The sequence below is a fragment of the Cellulomonas gelida genome (assembly GCF_006538725.1).
In the GTDB taxonomy this organism is placed as follows: domain Bacteria; phylum Actinomycetota; class Actinomycetes; order Actinomycetales; family Cellulomonadaceae; genus Cellulomonas; species Cellulomonas gelida.
In genome coordinates, this window is sequence record NZ_BJLQ01000055.1 from 1 (window position 1) to 17111 (window position 17111).

General features: G+C 73.8%; 19 protein-coding genes. 17 read left to right on the forward strand and 2 right to left on the reverse strand.

What is annotated here, in order from left to right; all coding sequences use genetic code 11:
* Positions 1-180 precede the first annotated feature (180 nt).
* The 13 genes from CGE01nite_RS15620 (at position 181) to CGE01nite_RS15680 (ending at position 11223) form a co-directional block, all read left to right on the forward strand.
* Positions 181-465 (forward strand): flagellar FlbD family protein, encoded by a 285-nt coding sequence (locus CGE01nite_RS15620; RefSeq protein ID WP_048344591.1) that lies wholly within the window; start codon positions 181-183, stop codon positions 463-465.
* Positions 465-1241 carry a motility protein A gene (locus CGE01nite_RS15625; RefSeq protein ID WP_048344590.1) on the forward strand — a complete coding sequence of 259 codons (777 nt, stop codon included), beginning with the start codon at positions 465-467 and terminating at the stop codon, positions 1239-1241. The genes CGE01nite_RS15620 and CGE01nite_RS15625 overlap by 1 nt, the downstream gene beginning before the upstream one ends.
* Positions 1238-2140: an OmpA/MotB family protein gene (locus CGE01nite_RS15630; RefSeq protein ID WP_048344589.1), complete on the forward strand. Its 903-nt coding sequence runs from the start codon at positions 1238-1240 to the stop codon at positions 2138-2140. The genes CGE01nite_RS15625 and CGE01nite_RS15630 overlap by 4 nt, the downstream gene beginning before the upstream one ends.
* 5 nt (positions 2141-2145) lie before the next feature.
* Positions 2146-2664, forward strand: coding sequence for a flagellar basal body-associated FliL family protein (locus CGE01nite_RS15635; protein ID WP_141371651.1), 519 nt, complete (start codon positions 2146-2148; stop codon positions 2662-2664).
* Between the two features lie 198 nt (positions 2665-2862).
* Positions 2863-3801: a flagellar motor switch protein FliM gene (locus tag CGE01nite_RS15640; RefSeq protein ID WP_141371652.1), complete on the forward strand. Its 939-nt coding sequence runs from the start codon at positions 2863-2865 to the stop codon at positions 3799-3801.
* Complete coding sequence (gene fliN, locus CGE01nite_RS15645; protein ID WP_141371653.1) at positions 3798-4514, forward strand: flagellar motor switch protein FliN; 717 nt, start codon at positions 3798-3800, stop codon at positions 4512-4514. The genes CGE01nite_RS15640 and fliN overlap by 4 nt, the downstream gene beginning before the upstream one ends.
* A gap of 3 nt (positions 4515-4517) precedes the next feature.
* On the forward strand, positions 4518-5030 hold the full coding sequence (locus CGE01nite_RS15650; protein ID WP_048344587.1) for a flagellar biosynthetic protein FliO: 513 nt from the start codon (positions 4518-4520) through the stop codon (positions 5028-5030).
* Positions 5027-5878, forward strand: a complete 852-nt coding sequence (gene fliP, locus CGE01nite_RS15655) for a flagellar type III secretion system pore protein FliP (RefSeq protein ID WP_229747273.1) — start codon at positions 5027-5029, stop codon at positions 5876-5878. The genes CGE01nite_RS15650 and fliP overlap by 4 nt, the downstream gene beginning before the upstream one ends.
* Complete coding sequence (fliQ, locus tag CGE01nite_RS15660; RefSeq protein ID WP_048344586.1) at positions 5878-6150, forward strand: flagellar biosynthesis protein FliQ; 273 nt, start codon at positions 5878-5880, stop codon at positions 6148-6150. The genes fliP and fliQ overlap by 1 nt, the downstream gene beginning before the upstream one ends.
* 1 nt (position 6151) lies before the next feature.
* Positions 6152-6919: a flagellar biosynthetic protein FliR gene (locus CGE01nite_RS15665; protein ID WP_174773472.1), complete on the forward strand. Its 768-nt coding sequence runs from the start codon at positions 6152-6154 to the stop codon at positions 6917-6919.
* Positions 6916-8100, forward strand: coding sequence for an EscU/YscU/HrcU family type III secretion system export apparatus switch protein (locus CGE01nite_RS15670; protein WP_255318533.1), 1185 nt, complete (start codon positions 6916-6918; stop codon positions 8098-8100). Before CGE01nite_RS15665 ends, CGE01nite_RS15670 begins: the two co-directional genes overlap by 4 nt.
* Positions 8097-10157, forward strand: coding sequence for a flagellar biosynthesis protein FlhA (locus CGE01nite_RS15675; protein ID WP_141371654.1), 2061 nt, complete (start codon positions 8097-8099; stop codon positions 10155-10157). Before CGE01nite_RS15670 ends, CGE01nite_RS15675 begins: the two co-directional genes overlap by 4 nt.
* Positions 10135-11223 (forward strand): hypothetical protein, encoded by a 1089-nt coding sequence (locus CGE01nite_RS15680; protein ID WP_141371655.1) that lies wholly within the window; start codon positions 10135-10137, stop codon positions 11221-11223. Before CGE01nite_RS15675 ends, CGE01nite_RS15680 begins: the two co-directional genes overlap by 23 nt.
* Before the next feature lie 25 nt (positions 11224-11248).
* Here CGE01nite_RS15680 and CGE01nite_RS15685 read toward each other — a convergent pair whose 3' ends face one another.
* Complete coding sequence (locus CGE01nite_RS15685; RefSeq protein WP_048344165.1) at positions 11249-11863, reverse strand: hypothetical protein; 615 nt, start codon at positions 11861-11863, stop codon at positions 11249-11251.
* 76 nt (positions 11864-11939) lie between these two features.
* The gene (locus CGE01nite_RS15690) at positions 11940-12563 is read right to left on the reverse strand and encodes a hypothetical protein (RefSeq protein ID WP_141371656.1); all 624 of its coding nucleotides are present in this window, start codon (positions 12561-12563) and stop codon (positions 11940-11942) included.
* 42 nt (positions 12564-12605) lie between these two features.
* Between CGE01nite_RS15690 and csrA the strand changes: the two genes are divergently transcribed.
* The 4 genes from csrA to CGE01nite_RS15710 all read left to right on the forward strand — a co-directional run.
* Entirely contained in the window at positions 12606-12875 is a 270-nt protein-coding gene (csrA, locus tag CGE01nite_RS15695; protein ID WP_048344163.1) for a carbon storage regulator CsrA, read from the forward strand.
* A gap of 210 nt (positions 12876-13085) precedes the next feature.
* The gene (locus tag CGE01nite_RS15700; RefSeq protein ID WP_141371657.1) at positions 13086-15497 is read left to right on the forward strand and encodes a chemotaxis protein CheA; all 2412 of its coding nucleotides are present in this window, start codon (positions 13086-13088) and stop codon (positions 15495-15497) included.
* Positions 15494-15910: a chemotaxis protein CheW gene (locus tag CGE01nite_RS15705; protein ID WP_048344161.1), complete on the forward strand. Its 417-nt coding sequence runs from the start codon at positions 15494-15496 to the stop codon at positions 15908-15910. Before CGE01nite_RS15700 ends, CGE01nite_RS15705 begins: the two co-directional genes overlap by 4 nt.
* Before the next feature lie 91 nt (positions 15911-16001).
* A partial coding sequence (locus CGE01nite_RS15710; protein ID WP_141371658.1) for a HAMP domain-containing protein occupies positions 16002-17111 on the forward strand: 1110 nt, incomplete at its 3' end.

Consider the following 17111-nt stretch of genomic DNA (forward strand, 5'->3'; position numbering starts at 1 on the left):
CGGCGGGCGGACACCCAGGTGGCCGCCCGCCGCGCGCGCAGCGTCCTCGCAGCGCTCTGACCAGCGAGTTGAACATTCGTCTCACAACCACGCCGTGCCGGCCGATGGAGAACACGAGGGCCCACGGACGGGTCCGACGCGGCTTCGGCCGCAACGAAGGACCAGGGACGGGACTCAGCCATGATCGTCGTGACGCGCCTCACCGGCGACCGGTTCGGCATCAACTCCGACCTCATCCAGCGGGTCGAGAGCGCTCCGGACACGATCGTCACGCTGGTCGACGGGACCAAGTACATCGTCGCCGAACCGCTCGTCGAGGTCATCGGACTGATCGACGAACGTGCGGCCCAGGTGCTGGCCCGTTCGCAGGAGCTCCGGTCCACCGCTCGGCTCATGGCCGTCCCCGACCGGGACGACGACGAGCGGATCGAGCCCCCGCTGCCTCTTCGACCCCGGAGCGTGTGATGGATCCGGCAGGCCTCATCGGCATCGGAGTCGCGCTCTCCGCGATCTTCGGCGCCATGATCCTCGAGGGCGCGCAGCCCATGTCGATCATGCTGCCCGCACCGCTGCTGCTGGTGTGGCTCGGCACGCTCGGCGTCGGCGTGGCCGGCCACACGCTGCGTGACGTCAAGAACGCGTTCGCCGCCGTGCCGCGCGCGCTGCGCTCGAAGGCGCCCGACCCCTCGGTGACGGTCGACACGGTCGTCTCGCTCGCCGACCGCGCCCGGCGCGAGGGCCTGCTCGCGCTCGAGGACGCCGCGCGCGACATCGACGACGAGTTCCTGCGCACCGGCCTGCAGGCCGCGATCGACGGCACCGACCCCGAGGACCTGCGGATCATCCTCGAGGACCGGATCGCGACCAAGCGCACGCAGGAGAAGGTCAACTCCAAGTACTTCCAGGACATGGGCGGCTACGCGCCCACGATCGGCATCATCGGCACGGTCATCTCGCTCGTGCACGTGCTCGAGAACCTGTCCGAGCCCGCGACGCTCGGGCACTCGATCGCCGCGGCGTTCGTCGCGACCCTGTGGGGCATCCTGTCCGCCAACGTCGTGTGGCTGCCGCTCAGCGCCCGGATCAAGCGGATCTCGGACCTCGAGTGCGCGCACATGGAGGTCACGCTCGAGGGCCTGCTCGCGGTGCAGGCGGGTGCCAACCCGCGCGTCGTGGGCGAGCGCCTGCGCTCCCTCATCCCGCACGACATGGTGGCGGAGCCGCGTCAGGCGGCGGCGTGAGCAGCCACGCGCCGGGCAAGCGCCGCGGTCGCCGGTCGCCTGAGCCCGAGGAGCACGTCAACCACGAGCGGTGGCTCGTGAGCTACTCCGACATGATCACGGTGCTCATGGCGCTGTTCATCGTCTTGTTCGCCATCAGCCAGGTCGACCAGGCGAAGTACGAGGCGCTGCGCCAGTCGCTCACGGCCGGGTTCCAGGACCAGACCGGCAGCGACGCGATCCTGGACGGCTCCGCGGGCACGCTCGACGGGCAGTCGGTGGTGCCCGAGACGAGCACCGCGAACGGCACCGCAGGCATGGTCGACGCGGACATGGGTCTGGGTGACCAGGGCGCGTCCCCGTCGCCCGCCGAGAGCACCGAGGCGGTGAGCCCCGAGCTGCTCGCCGCCGCGCGCGCCGAGGCGGACCACCTGGCCGAGATCCGCGCGACCATCCAGAAGGCGCTCGACAAGGCGCGCCTGGGCGACGCCGTGCGGTTCCGCGTCGACGAGCGCGGCCTCGTGCTCGGGCTCGTCGCCGACGACGTCTTCTTCGCCGCCGCGAGCGCCGACCTCACGCCCACGGCCCGCGCGGTGCTCGACATCGCCGGCCCCACGCTCAAGGCCCTCGAGGAGCACATCTCCGTCGAGGGGCACGCGAACGTGCTGCCCGTGTCCGGCCGGTACGCGACCAACTGGGAGCTGTCCGCCGACCGTGCGACGCAGGTGCTGCGCCACCTCGTGGAGAAGGACGCCCTGCCGGGCGGCCGCATCATGGCCGTCGGGTACGGGGACCAGCGCCCGCTCGTGGGCGGCAAGAGCGGCGCGGCCATGGAGACCAACCGACGCGTGGACCTGGTGATCCTGTCCGACGCACCCGAGACCGTGCGGGCCCTGCTGCCCGCCATGACCAAGGAGTGAGTGCCGTGCCCGTGGAGCAGCGTGTGGTCGGGTCCGGCGTCAAGATCGGCGCCGGCAAGATCGGTGGGGCCAAGATCGGGACCCCCGCACCGGAGCCCGAGCCGGAGAAGACGAAGAAGCCGCGCGGCAAGGCGCCGCTCCTCGTCGTCCTGGCGCTGGTCGTCGTGATCGCCGGTGCCGCGGCGTGGTGGTTCCTGCTGCGCCCGACCGGCACGGGGGCCGAGGTCGAGAAGGCGCCCGAGCCGGGCGAGGTCGTCGCGGTCGAGCCGGTGAGCCTCAACCTGGCCGGCGGCCACTACCTGCGCCTCGGCTTCTCGCTGCAGCTCACCGCGGACGCGCACGAGGCGCCGGACCCGGCGGTCGCCGTCGACCACGCGATCGCCCTGTTCTCCGGGCGCACGGTCGCGGAGATCTCCGACCCCGCCACGCGTGAGCAGCTGCGCGACGAGCTGGCCGAGCAGCTCGCCGAGGCCTACGACGGGGAGGTGATGGCGGTCTACCTGACCAACTACGTCACGCAGTAGCGCACGACCGCTCACTGCACCCGCCGGCCCCGCGCCGGCGGCACCAGGGCGCCACGGAGGGCGCCGCACCGCTGCGCACCCCGCGAGGGGACCCGGCCACGGACGGACGGGGCGCAGATCACGCAGACGCGTGACACCCGTCGGCAGCATCGCCCGGCAACTGCTCACAACTGTCGTCTGCCCGCCGATGGATCGGCCGTGACCGTCCTCGACACTGCCCCGGGCGCACCCGCGGGCGCCCGTGAGCCGCAGGTGGAGCCGTACGACTTCCGCCGCCCGCTCACCCTCGTGCGCGAGCACGCCCGCCACCTCGAGATGGCGTTCGGCCGACTCGCGCGGCAGTTCGGCACCCAGCTCACCGCCCGGCTGCGGGCCGTCAGCAGCCTCGAGCTCGAGCAGATCGCGCTGCACACGTACGAGGAGTACGTCGGCGGGCTGCCGACGCCGACCGCGATGGTGCTGTGCACGGTCGACCCGACCCGCCAGACGGCGGTGCTCCAGCTCCCGGTCGCCGCGACGATGGTGTGGGTCGACTACCTGTTCGGTGGCGACGGCCGCGGCGACGACCGCCCGGGCCGTGAGCTCACCGAGATCGAGATGACGCTCGTGCGCGAGCTGCTCGAGCACGCGCTCGCGGACATGGAGTACGCGTTCGCGGGCATCACCCGCCTGGGGCTCGAGATCCGCGGCGTGCAGTACAACCCGCAGTTCGTGCAGGCCGCCGCGGCCACCGACGCCGTGCTGGTGGCGACGTTCCGCCTGCGGGTCGGCGAGCGCGAGGACACCCTGACGCTCATGCTCCCGGGCGAGCACATGGTGCACGCGCTCCAGGTCGCGGACGGCGTGGTCGCCACGAGCCCCGAGGACCGGCGCAAGGCGATGGTCGCGCACGCGGACCTCGCGACCGCCGTGGCCGCGGTGCCCGTCGAGGTCGGCGTCCGCTTCGCCCCCGTCACCGTGCAGCCGCGTGACGTGCTCACGCTCGCGGTCGGCGACGTGCTCCCGCTCACCCACCCGTCCACCGAGCCGCTCGACGTGGTCGTCGACGACGTCGTGCTCGCCAAGGCCGCGATCGGCAGCCACGGGCCGCGGCTCGCGTGCCGCGTCGTCGCCGTCACCGAGGAGAACCGCGCATGACCATCACGTCCCAGACCGTCGCCGCCGTCGACGCGAGCGCGGTGGCGCAGGCCGCCGCGGCCCTCGTGCCGTCGTCGGTCCCGCTCGTCGCCGTGCCGTGCGCCGCGGGCGACGTGCCCACCGACCTCGACGCCGTGGTCGCCACGTTCGTCGGTGCGCCGAGCGCCGACCTGCTGTTCGTCGTCGCGGACGCGCTCGCGGACGTCGAGGCGGCCGGCGCCGCGGCCGGTGCGCGGCTCGCACCCGGTGACGCGCTGCGTCCCGCGCTCGAGGCCGCCGCGCAGACGCTCGGCGCCGGGGTGCTCGAGCAGGTGCGCACCGAGCCCGTCGCGCAGGTGCTCGTGCCCGGCGCCGAGGTGTTCGCGCTGCAGCACGACGGCGTCGCGATCGCGTGGTTCGCGGTCCGCGTGCGCGCGGGTCAGCCCACCGCGCCGCACGCACCGGCGGGCCGCGTCCCGACGCAGCGCAGCTCGATGCGCATGCTCTACGACGTCGACATGACGCTCACGGCCCAGATCGGCCGCACCACGCTGCCGGTCCGCCAGGTGCTCGACCTGGTCCCGGGCACGGTGCTCGAGCTCGACCGCGCGGCGGGCAGCCCGGCCGACGTCATGGTCAACGGCCGCCTGATCGCGCGCGGCGAGATCGTCGTCGTCGACGAGGCGTACGGCGTGCGGATCACGGAGATCGTCACGGACGAGGACGGACGCTGACCCATGGACGACCTCATGCTCGTCGGACGCGTGCTGCTGTCGCTGGCATGCGTCGTCGGGCTGATCTGGTACGCGGGGCGCAGGCTCAGCGGGACCACGACGCGCGTCGCACGGCGCGGCGGCGACGAGCACGAGGTGCACGTCGTCGGCCGGCAGGGGATCGGGCGGCACTCCGGGGTCGCGGTCGTCGCGATCGGGACGCGCCGCCTGCTCGTGGGGTACGGCGAGCAGCAGGTCACGATGCTCACGGAGCTCGGACCGGTGGTGCCACCGCCCGCCCCGCCTCCGTCGGCGGCGCCGCGCACACGGGTTCCGGCACCGAGACGGGCCCCGCAGCTCGAGCGGGCACACGGTGCGAGCACGACGCACGACGACGGGATTGCGGCCGCGGTGGGGGCGGCCGTCAAGCCCGGCAAGGTGGGTCAGCTCACGGGTCCGCTCGCCGGCTCCGTGCTCGCACCGGACACGTGGCGCACGTTCGTGCGCTCGTTGCAGGAGCGGACGGTCAGACGGTGACGCGCGCCGTCCTCGCCCCCGGGTCCGCCCGGGTGGGGGCGTCGCGGGTACGACGAGTGGCCCTGCTGCTCGCGGTGACGTGTGCGCTCGTCGTGATCGGCGTGCTGGCCGCCGGCCCCACGTGGGCTGCACCCGCGCCGCCGACCGACCCGGTCGCGCCCGCGACCCCGGGCGGCGACTCCGTCTCGGTCTCGCTGAACGGTGTCAACGGCACGCCCAGCTCGTCCATCGTGGTGCTCGTCGCGATCACGCTGCTGTCGGTCGCGCCCGCGCTGATCCTCATGATGACGAGCTTCACGAAGATCTTCGTCGTCCTCGCGTTCACCCGGAACGCGCTCGGCCTGCAGGGCGTCCCGCCGAACCAGGTGCTCGCGGGGCTCGCGCTGTTCCTGTCGCTGTTCGTCATGTCGCCCGTGCTGGGCGACGTCAACGACGCGGCGGTCCAGCCGTACCTGTCCGGCGACCTGTCGTTCAGCCAGGCCGTCGACGTGGGTCAGGGACCGCTGCGGGACTTCATGCTCGCGCATACGCGCGAGCAGGACCTCGCGCTCCTGACGCGCGCCGCGGACCAGCCGAACCCGGCCACGCCCGCCGACGTCGAGCTCACGACGCTCGTGCCCGCGTTCCTGCTCTCCGAGCTGCGGTCCGCCTTCATCATGGGCTTCGTCATCTTCGTGCCGTTCCTCGTCATCGACCTCGTGACGTCGGCGGTCCTCATGGCGATGGGCATGATGATGCTCCCGCCCGTGATGATCTCGCTGCCCTTCAAGATCCTGCTGTTCGTGCTCGTCGACGGCTGGGGCCTGATCGTCACGTCGCTCGTCAGCTCCTACACCGGGAGCGGCTGATGGATACCAATGCCGTCCTCGACGTCGCGTTCGACGCGCTCGTCCTGGCCGCCAAGCTCGCCGCACCCGTCCTGGTCAGCGCGCTCGTCGTGGGGTTCGTCGTCTCGCTCGTGCAGTCGGTGACGCAGATCCAGGAGATCACGCTGAGCTTCGTGCCCAAGGCGCTCGCCGCGGGCGTCGCGCTCATGGTGTGCGGGCACTGGATGATCACCGAGCTCGTGACGTTCACGCACGAGCTGTTCGACCGCATCCCGTCGCTGGTCGGGGGCTGACGTGGGGCCGATCGCGCTGACGATGCCGCTCGCCCAGGTCGAGACCGTGATGCTCGCGAGCGTGCGGTTCGCGGCGTTCTTCGTCCTGGCGCCGCCGTTCGCGCACAAGGCCATCCCCGGGCAGGTCAAGGTCGCGCTGTCCCTGGGCCTCGCGCTCGCGGTCGCGCCTCGCCTCGAGCCGCTGGCCGACGAGCGCACGGCCGCCTTCCTCGCGGCGCTCGTCGCGCAGGCGCTCGTGGGCGCCGCCCTGGGGTTCGGGGTCATGCTCGTGTTCTCGGCGCTGCAGTCCGCGGGCGGGCTCATCGACATCTTCGGCGGGTTCCAGGTGTCGTCCGGGTACGACCCGCTGGGCATGACGAGCGGCGCGGTGTTCCAGCGCTTCTACCAGCTCCTGGCGCTCGTCCTGCTGTTCGTCACCGACGGCTACCTCGTGGTCGTCTCGGGGCTCGTGCGCACGTTCGACGCGCTGCCGGTCGACGCGATCCTCGACCCCGCGGCGGTCGCCGAGAACCTCGCCGGCGGTCTCGGCCAGATGTTCCTCGCGGCGCTGCAGATCGCCGGGCCCATGGTCGTCGTGCTGTTCCTCGCCGACGTCGGCCTCGGCCTGCTCACGCGCGTCGCGCCCGCGCTCAACGCGTTCGCGCTCGGGTTCCCGCTCAAGGTGCTGCTCACGCTGCTGATGTCCGGGTTCGCGGTCGTCGGCCTGCCCCACGTGGTCGAGGGGCTCACCGACCGGTCGGTCGTCGAGATGCTGGGGGTGCTGCCGTGAGCAGCGACGGTCAGGACCGCACCGAGAAGGCCACCCCGCAGCGGATGAAGGACGTGATCCGCAAGGGTCGCCTCGGACGTTCGCAGGACCTGTCGGCGTGGCTGGGCCTGGGCGCGGCCGCGCTCATGCTGCCCGCCGTGCTCACGCGCGCGCAGGGCGCCGCCGAGCACCAGCTCGCCACGGTGCGCGACATCGCGCGCAACCCCAGCACCGACGGCGCGCTGTCCGCGCTCGGCGAGGGGCTGACGAGCCTGCTCGGGACGCTCGCCCCCTTGTTCGCGGGGGTCGTCGTCGTGGCGCTGACCGTCGGCATCGCGCAGGGCGGCTGGCGTCCGCGCCGGTTCCGGATCGTGCTCGACCACCTCAAGCCGAAGTCGGCGGTGCAGCGGCTCGTCGGGCCGCAGGCCTGGTGGCAGGGCGCGAAGACGCTGCTCAAGAGCGCGGTCGTCGGCCTCGTGCTCTACGTCGCGATCCAGTCCATGATCCCGCTGGTCCTCGCCTCGGGCCGGCTGCCGATCGGCGAGCTGCTCGCCCAGGCGGGCTCGGGGACGACGAACCTGCTGCGGCTGGGCATCGCCGCGGGCCTCGTGCTCGCGGCCGCCGACGTGTTCGTCGTGCTCCGCCGCAACCGCAAGCAGACCCGCATGACGCGGCGGGAGATCAAGGAAGAGCACAAGCGCACCGAGGGCGACCCGCTCGTCAAGGGTCAGATCCGCTCGCGGCAGATGGCCATGAGCCGCAACCGGATGCTCGCCGAGGTCGCGAACGCCGACGTCGTGCTCGTCAACCCGACGCACGTCGCGGTCGCGCTGCGCTACGAGCCCGGGACGGGTGCGCCGCGCGTCGTCGCCAAGGGCGCCGGGGCGGTGGCCGCCAAGCTGCGTGCCGTCGCCGCGGAGCACCGCGTGCCGATGGTCGAGGACGTGCCGCTGGCCCGCGCGCTGCACGCGACGTGCGAGCTCGGCCAGGAGATCCCCGCGCACCTGTTCACCGCGGTCGCGACCGTGCTCGCGTTCGTGATGGCGCTGCGCCGCAAGGGTGCCGCCGCGGGCCGGCACCGCCTGGCCACCGGGCCGACCCTCTCGCCCGACGACCCCATCGACCACCGGGCCGCCGCACGCGCGGCCCGCCGGCCCGCCCGGGCCGGCACGACGACCGCGACCTCCGGGAGGACGCCGTGAAGAACCGCTCGATCGCGCCCATGGCGGTGCCGGCAGGAGTCGTCGGCGTCGTCCTGCTGCTCGTCGTGCCGCTGCCGGCCGCGCTGCTCGACCTGCTGATCGTCGTCAACATCACGGGCTCGCTCGTGGTGCTGCTGACCGCGATGTACGTGAAGCGGCCGCTCGACTTCTCGGTGTTCCCGTCGCTGATCCTGGTGCTCACGCTCTTCCGGCTCGGGCTCAACGTCGCGTCCACCCGCCTGGTGCTGCGGGACGGCTACGCGGGCCAGGTGATCGACGCGTTCGGGCACTTCGTGGTCGGCGGCTCGCTCGTGATCGGTCTCGTGATCTTCCTGATCCTCGTGGTGATCCAGTTCGTCGTCATCACCAACGGTGCCGGGCGTGTGGCCGAGGTCGGCGCGCGGTTCACGCTCGACGCGATGCCCGGCAAGCAGATGGCGATCGACGCCGACCTGAACTCCGGCCTGATCGACGAGGACACGGCCCGCAGGCGTCGCGCCGACGTCGCCGCCGAGGCCGACTTCTACGGCGCGATGGACGGTGGCTCGAAGTTCGTCAAGGGCGACGCGATCGCCGGCATCGTCATCACCGTCATCAACCTCATCGGTGGCTTCGTCATCGGCATGATGCAGATGGGCATGTCCCCGGCCGAGGCGCTCGAGCGGTTCAGCCTGCTGACGATCGGCGACGGCCTGGTCACGCAGATCCCCGCGCTGCTGCTCTCGGTCGCCACGGGCATCGTCGTGACGCGGTCGACCGCCGAGGGCGACATGGGCACCGCGGCCGCGAGTCAGCTCATGCAGTCCCGCACCGCCCTGATGATCGCGGGCGCGGGGGCGATCGTGCTCGCGCTGATCCCCGGCATGCCCAAGGTGCCGTTCATCCTCGTCGGCACGGTCCTGATCATCACCTCGCAGCGGATCAAGTCCGCCGAGCGCAAGACCGCCGCGGACGAGGCCACCGCCGCCGCGAGCGACGCCGTCGCGCTGCCCGGCCCGGACTCGCCCGAGCAGCTCATCGAGCAGATGCGCGTGCACGTCCTCGAGGTGCTGCTCGCACCCGACCTGGTCACGCTCGTGGGGGAGGGGCCCGACGGCGACCTGCTGGGCCGTGTGCGCGCGCTGCGGCGCAAGATCGCGCTCGAGCTGGGGATCGTCGTGCCGCCCGTGCGCACGCGCGACAGCGTGGACCTGCCGGCCTCGACGTACGCCGTGCGGATCGCCGGCGTCGAGGTCGGTCGTGGGCAGGCGCCCGCGGGCCGCGTGCTCGCCCTCGGCGACGACCTCGCGGCGCTGCCCGGGACGCCCGTCGTCGAGCCCGTGTTCGGGCTGCCCGGCAAGTGGGTGCCGGCCGAGCTGCGGCACGCCGCCGAGCTCGCGGGCGCGACGGTCGTCGACCGCGTGTCCGTGCTCATCACGCACCTCGGTGCGCTCGTGCAGCAGAACGCCGCGCGCCTCATGACGCGCGAGGACGTCCGCGTGCTCACCGAGGGCGTCAAGCGCGTCAACCCCTCGGTCGTCGAGGAGCTCGTGCCGGGCCTGCTGAGCCTGGGCGAGGTGCAGCGCGTGCTGCAGGGCCTGCTCGCCGAGGAGGTCCCGATCCGCGACCTCGGCCGCATCTTCGAGGCGCTCACGCTGCGCGCCCGCACGAGCACCGAGCCGGAGAGCCTGGTCGAGGCCGCGCGCGTCGCGCTGGGCCCCGCGCTCGCGGCGCCGCACGTCGAGGAGGGCGTGCTGCGCGTCATCACGCTCGACCCGATCCTCGAGCAGTCGCTGCTCGACGGCCTGCGCCCGGGCGACGGCGGCTCGCAGCTCGTCGTCGACCCGATGCGCGTCGACGCCGTGCTGCGCCAGCTGCGCGAGTGCGTCGCGCAGGCCGAGGCGAGCGGGCGGCCCGTCGTGCTGGTGTGCGCGCCGACCATCCGGCCCGCGCTGCGCCGGCTCGTCGCGCTCGGCCTGCCGCGCCTGCCCGTGCTGTCCTACACCGAGGTGACCGGCGCCGGAGTGACCGTCGAGACGACCCAGGTGGTGAGCGGTGGCCACGCGATTGCTGCTTGAGGGCTCGCACCTGGCGGCCCTGCTCGCGCACGTCGCGTCCGAGCTCGGCCCCGACGCGAAGGTCGTGCGCGCCGAGCGCGTGCGCAGCGGCGGGATCGCGGGGTTCTTCCAGCGGGAGCACTACGAGCTGACGGTCGACGTCCCGGACAAGCCCGCCGCGGCGCCGCGCCGCCCGCGGCGCCCGGCTCCCGTCGGGCTGGACGCGCTCGTGGACGCGGCCGACGAGGCCGACGACGCGACGGGCCTGGCGGGTGCGGCCGACGCGCCCCAGGTCTCGACCGGCAGCGAGGCGTTCGCCGACGTGCTCGCGCAGGTGCGCGCCCTGGCCGCCGACACCGGCGGGCTGCCCGTCGCCGCGCACCCGGGCGTCCGGAGCGAGGTGGTGCTGCCGCCGCGCCCGCCCGAGCCGAGCGCCGACGAGCTGGTCCGCCGGCTCGCCGGGCTGGGCGTCCCGTCGTCGCTGCTCGCGCACCGTCCCGTGACGCTCTCGGCGTGGGCCGCCGCGCTCCCGCCCGCACCCGTGCCGGTGCGCGACCCGGGGCGCGTCCTCGTCGTCGCCGGTCCGCCGGGGGTGGTCGACACGACCGCCACGCTGATCGCCGACCGGCTCGACCTGCCCGCCGACGCGGTCGTGCTCGCCGGGACCCTCGTGGCGCGCGCCGGCACCGGCCGCGGCCGGCCCGCCCGGCACCGTCCCGCGGACGTCGCCGCGGCCGAGGCGTGGCGCGCCGGCGCGGGCAAGGCCCCGCACTCGTGGGTGGTCGCGCTCGCGGTCGCCGACGGTGCCGAGGAGCGCGAGGCCGCCCGCGACCTCCTGCGCGCGCTCGCGCCCGACCAGGCGTGGGCCACGGTCGACGCACGCACCCGGACCGCGGACGTGCGCGCGTGGCTCGCCGAGGTCGGGCCGTTCGACGCGCTCGCGGCGCGCGGGCTGTTCGACACCGCCGAACCCGGCGCGGTGCTCGACCTCGGCACGCCCGTCGCGTGGTTCGACGGCATCCCGGCGACGCCCACGGCGTGGGCCTCGGCACTCGACCGCGCGCTCGACGGCGCGTCCGGCTGGTGAGCGGCGAGCCGGGCCGCCGCCGTGCCTACTGCGGCGTCGGGTCGGACGCGGGCTCGGGGGACGACGAGGCGGGCGGCCGGGGCTCGGCGTGCCACGCCGACCACGCGTCGCGCGCCCGGGTGAGCGCCCGGCGGACCTCGGCGGCGTCCCGGGTCCGGGCCGCGCGCTCGTCGGGCAGCAGGCGGTGCAGGTGCTGCTCGACCATGTCGAGCTCGCCGAGCAGGAACCCGCAGTGGTCGGCCAGCGACCCCGCCTCGGCCGGGAGCCACTGCTCGGGAGGCGTCAGCCAGGAGACGTACGGCGTCGAGCCGGGCGGGATGACGCTCGCAGCCAGCGCGTCGTCGAGCCACGCCGCGGTCTTCTCGAGGCCCTGCTCGCGCGCGACCTCGACGACGGCACGCGCCAGGTCGGTCGCGGCCTGCGCCTGTCGGCGCACCGCGGTCAGCGCGCCGACCACGAGCGCGGCGTCGGGGCCGGCCGAGCTGCTCACCGCGAGGTCCAGCACCGCCAGCACGTCGAGCCCGGGGTCGCTCAGGTCGACCTCGGCGCGCCGCAGCTCGACGAGCTCGTCGAGCTCGGCCTGTGTCTGGCCGTAGCGCACGACGAGGTCGTCGTCCCGGGGCTCGTTCGTCGCCTGCATGCCTCGTCGTTCGTCGGACCCGTGCCGGTGGGCGCGGGTCAGCGGGCGTCATCCGCGTGTCCGCGGGAACGCAGGGCTACGCCTGCGTACCGACGAACCGTACGACCAGCCGCCCGGTACGTCCACGATTTGCCGTATCCCAGCTGTCGGGCGTGGACACCGTGACGGTCGCGGCGGCCGACGCGCCCGGCTCGAGCGCGGGAGGGAGGCCGTCGACCCGGACCTGCGGCTCCTCGACGAACGCCTCGTCCGACGGCACGGGCGCCCACGCGAACGCCGACCCGACGAGCACGCTCACCGCGGCGTCGTTGGACACGCGGATCGTGAACGTGCGCTCGTCGCCGGGGGCCAGACCGTCGAGCACCTCGCTGGGCAGCGTCACGTGGTCCCGGCCCATCACCGCGCCCGGGACGTCCGGCAGCGTCAGCCGCAGCGAGTCGCCGGGCCGTGCGTCGACGTGCGTCGTGACCTGCACGGCATCGGCGGTCTGGCGGACCGCGATGCCCACGGCGACCACGCTCACGGTCGCGAGCAGCACCGCGCACGCACGACGCCACCGGTCCGACGCGCGCGACCGACGCACGCCGCGCCCTGCCGTGGGCCGACCCTGTGCGGTCAGCAGCACGGTCGCGCTCTCGCCCGCGACCACGACGGGTCGGGACGGTGCGTCGGCGGTGGGCACACCCGTCCGATCGGTCACGGCCGAGTCGGGATGAGCGGTTCGCTCCGGTATTGTCGCCGCATGCTCGTGCTCACACGCCGTGCCGGCGAGAGCGTCGTGATCGGCGACGGGATCGTCGTCACCATCATCGACGTCCGCGGCGACGGCGTGCGGATCGGCATCGACGCACCCCGCTCCGTCAAGGTGCACCGTGCCGAGGTGCTCGACGCGGTGAAGGCCGAGAACGCCGGCGCCGCCGTGCCCGACGACGCCGCCGAGGCGACCGCCGCCGCCCTGCGGTCGATCCTGCCCGGCCCGGCCGCCGCGCCGAGCCCGACGCAGTCCGAGTGACGCCGCCCGAGTGACGCATCCCGCGTGACGCATCCCGCGTGACGCTGCCCGGGTGACGCAGCCCAGGTGGAGCACGGCGCGGCCCGGCCCGCGCCTCCGTCCGCCTCCGTGATGTGACGTCCGCCGCGCACACACTCCTCATGTCCGGCACTCCTCGGCCGATGAGTCGGGTCGCCGGGTGGTGTCGACAGCCCCCGCAGGAGGGTTGTCATGGAGGAGATCGACGAGATCGTCCACGAGTTCCTGGTCGAGAGCCACGAGAACCTCGACCAGCTCGACCGCGACCTGATCGCGCTCGAGGGAGCTCCCGGTTCGCGTGAGCTCTTGAGCAGCGTGTTCCGGACGATCCACACGATCAAGGGGACCAGCGGGTTCCTCGCGTTCGGCCGTCTCGAGCGGCTCGCCCACGTGGGCGAGAACCTGCTCGTGGACCTGCGCGACGGTCGCCGGTCGATGGACCAGCCGACGACCGACGTCCTGCTGCTCATGGTCGACACCGTGCGCGACCTGCTCGGGTCGATCGAGCGGACCGGTGGCGAGGGTGACGTCGACGTCGAACCCGCCGTCGCCGCGATCACGCGGGTGCACGACGACGTGCCCGCCGCCGCGCAGGCACCGACGACGCCGGACGCCGAGCCCGAGACCCCCGCTGCCGACGCGCCTGCCCTCGAGACGCGCGCAGCGCAGACCACGGCCGCCGAGACGAAGGCCGTCGAGACGCAGGCCGTCGAGACCCAGGCCGTCGCGACCCAGGCACCCGAGACGAACGCTGACGAGACGAGTGCTGACGAGGTGAGCGCAGTGGAGACGGCGGCCGACGAGGCGGAGGTCGAGCCCGCTCCCGCCGCCCAGGCCCCCGCGCGCCCCGGGATCATCCCGTCGCCGCGCGCCGAGGCCGTGCCGAGCGACGAGGTGGGCACGCAGCGCGGCGCCGCGGACTCCTCGATCCGCGTCGACATCGAGCTCCTCGACCAGCTCATGCGCCAGGTGGGCGAGCTCGTCCTGGCCCGCAACCGGATCAGCCGCCTCGCGTCGTCGCAGCAGGACGTCGACCTCGCGCGCTCGGCCCAGCAGCTCAACCTCATCGCCTCGGAGCTGCAGGAGGGTGTCATGCGCACCCGCATGCAGCCCATCGAGCACGTGTGGTCGAAGATGCCGCGCGTCGTGCGCGACCTGGCGGCGCTGTGCGGCCGTGAGGTGCGCCTCGAGATGGTCGGTGGCGACACCGAGCTCGACCGCAGCCTGCTCGAGGCGGTCAAGGACCCGCTGACGCACCTGGTGCGCAACGCGGTGGACCACGGCATCGAGCCGCGCGAGGTGCGGGTCGCGGCGGGCAAGCCCGCCCAGGGTCTGCTCGAGCTGCGCGCGTCGCACGCGGGTGGCCAGGTCTCGGTCGAGGTCCGCGACGACGGCCGAGGGATCGACCCCGAGGTCGTCGGCGCGAAGGCCATCGCCAAGGGTCTGCGCACGCCCGAGCAGGTCGCCGCCATGAGCGCGAACGAGCTGCTCCAGCTGCTGTTCCTGCCGGGGTTCTCGACGGCCGAGAAGGTCACCAACGTGTCCGGCCGCGGCGTCGGCATGGACGTCGTCCGCACGCGCATCGAGGCGATCGGCGGCACCGTCGACGTCGAGTCCGTCGTGGGCGCCGGCACCGTGTGGCGCCTGCGGATCCCGCTGACGCTCGCGATCATGCCGTCGCTGTCGGTCGAGTGCGCGGGCGACCTGTACGCGCTGCCGCAGGTGCACGTGGTCGAGCTCGTCGCGCTCGACGCGCAGCGCTCGGACTCGGGCGTCGAGTACGTGCACGCCGCGCCGGTCTACCGGCTGCGCGGCGAGCTGCTGCCGCTGGTCTCGCTCGCGGGCGTCCTGGGCGTCGAGGTGCCGCAGGACGAGCACCCCGCGGTCATCGCGGTCGTGCAGGCGGACCAGCAGCGCTTCGGCCTGCTCGTCGACCGCGTGCTGACCACCGAGGAGATCGTCGTGACGCCCCTGGCGGCGCGGCTCAAGGCCATCGGCGTGTACTCGGGTGCCACGGTGCTCGGGGACGGCCGGGTCGCGCTCATCCTCGACGTCCAGGCGATCGCGCGCCGCGCGATCACGCGGGACAGCGAGCTGTCGACGCGCGACGCGAACGCCGCGAGCGTCACGCGCGCCGAGGTCGAGCAGGTGCTCGTCGCGGGCATCGGCGGCGGCCGCCGGGTGGCGATGCCGCTCGCGTCGGTCGCGCGGCTCGAGCACGTGCGCGCCGAGCAGGTCGAGCTCGTCGGCGGCCGTGAGGTCGTGCAGTACCGCGGCACGATCCTGCCGCTCGCGCGTCTCGACCGGCTGCTCGGCACGTTCGCCAAGGAGTCCGACGAGCTGCTCCTCGTCGTCTACACGCGCGGCAGCCGCTCGGTCGGCCTCGTCGTGGAGGAGATCGTCGACATCGTCGAGGACGAGGTCGGCAACCACTCGACGATCGACGACAGCGGCCTGACCGGGTCGACCGTCCTCGGCGACAAGGTCACCGAGCTGCTCGACGTCCGCTCGGCGGTCCTGGCCGCCGACCGGGAGTTCTACGACGAACCCGCGCCGGACGACGTGTTCGCCGGCCTCGACGAGCTCGTGGGAGCAGCGCGATGAGCAGCTACGTGACCTTCACCGTCGACGCGGGCCTGTACGGCGTCGACGTCCAGCGGGTGCAGGAGGCCCTGCGGGCGCACGCGCGCACCCGCGTGCCGCTGGCCCCCGAGGGCGTCGCCGGCCTGGTGAACCTGCGCGGTCAGGTGGTCCTCACGGTCGACCTGCGGCCGCGCCTGGGCCTGCCCCCGGTGGACGACGACGCCCAGCAGATGATGGTCGTCGTCCAGGTGGGCGGTGAGACCGTCAGCCTCCTGGTCGACGAGATCGGCGACGTCGTCGACGTCTCGCCCGAGCGTGTCGAGGCCCCGCCGGACACGCTCGACCCCGCCATCCGGCCGCTGATCCGCGCGGCCTGCACGCTCGACGACCGGCTCCTGCTGGTCCTCGACGTCGACGAGGCCGCCGCGGCCTGATCCGCGTCGTCCCCTCTGCACTGCCCTCGTGGCGTCGTCGATCCCCCCGACCGACCCCACCACGCCCGCGATCCACCCAAGGAGGCCTCCCATGAGCACCACCCCCGCTGCACCGCCGCGACCTCGCCGAGCTCGCTGGTTCTCCGACCGCGGGCTGCAGACGAAGATCTTCTCCGTCTTCGCGCTCCTCGGCGTCGTCGCCGTGGCCTGCGGCTGGTACGCGATGTCCTCGCTCGAGAAGTCGAAGGACGACCTGGAGACGGTCGCGAGCCTGCAGGCCGAGATCGCGGACGTGCGCTCGCTGGTGCACCAGAACCAGATCAAGGGCCGCATGATCATCGCCCAGATCGCGGCGTCCGACCAGCAGTCGGACAAGGACGTGTGGACCGTCAAGCTCGCCGACAACGACCGCGAGCTCAACGGGCAGATCGATGCCTTCACGGCGTCCGCCGCCGGCACCGCCGAGCCCTGGGTCGCGTTCCTCGACGACTACGCAGCGTTCCTCGCCGTCCGTGACGGGCAGCTCGTGCCCGCGGCGCAGGGCGCGGACGTCGCGCGCTACGCCGAGGTCCGCGACGTCGTCGCGCAGCCGCTCATCGACGCGTACGCGGCCGACCTCGACGCGGCCGCCGCGGAGATCACCGCGTACGTGCAGGGGATGGCCGACGCGGCCTCCGACCGGACCACGAAGGCCAAGACGATCATGATCGTCGCGCTCCTGGCCGCGCTCGCCGCCTCGCTCGCGCTCGGCTGGGTCGTGGTGCGCGGGATCCGCAAGTCGGTGAGCAAGGTGCAGGGGACGCTCGAGGCGATGGCCGGTGGCGACTTCACGGTCGCGGCCGAGGTCGACAGCCGGGACGAGCTGGGCCGCATGGCCGCCGCCCTGGGCAGCGCGCAGACGGCGGTGCGCGAGACGCTCGCGGGCGTCGTCGAGACCGCTCAGACCGTCGCGGCCGCGGCCGAGGAGCTCTCCGCCGCCTCGCAGCAGGTCGGCTCGACGTCCGAGGAGACGTCCGCGCAGGCGGGTGTCGTGGCCGCGGCGGCCGAGCAGGTCTCGCGCAACGTGCAGGCGGTCGCGGCGGGTGCCGAGCAGATGGGTGCCTCGATCCGGGAGATCGCGCAGAACGCCACGGAGGCCGCCAAGGTCGCCTCGACGGCCACGGGCGTGGCCGCGCAGGCGAACGACACGGTCGCGCGGCTC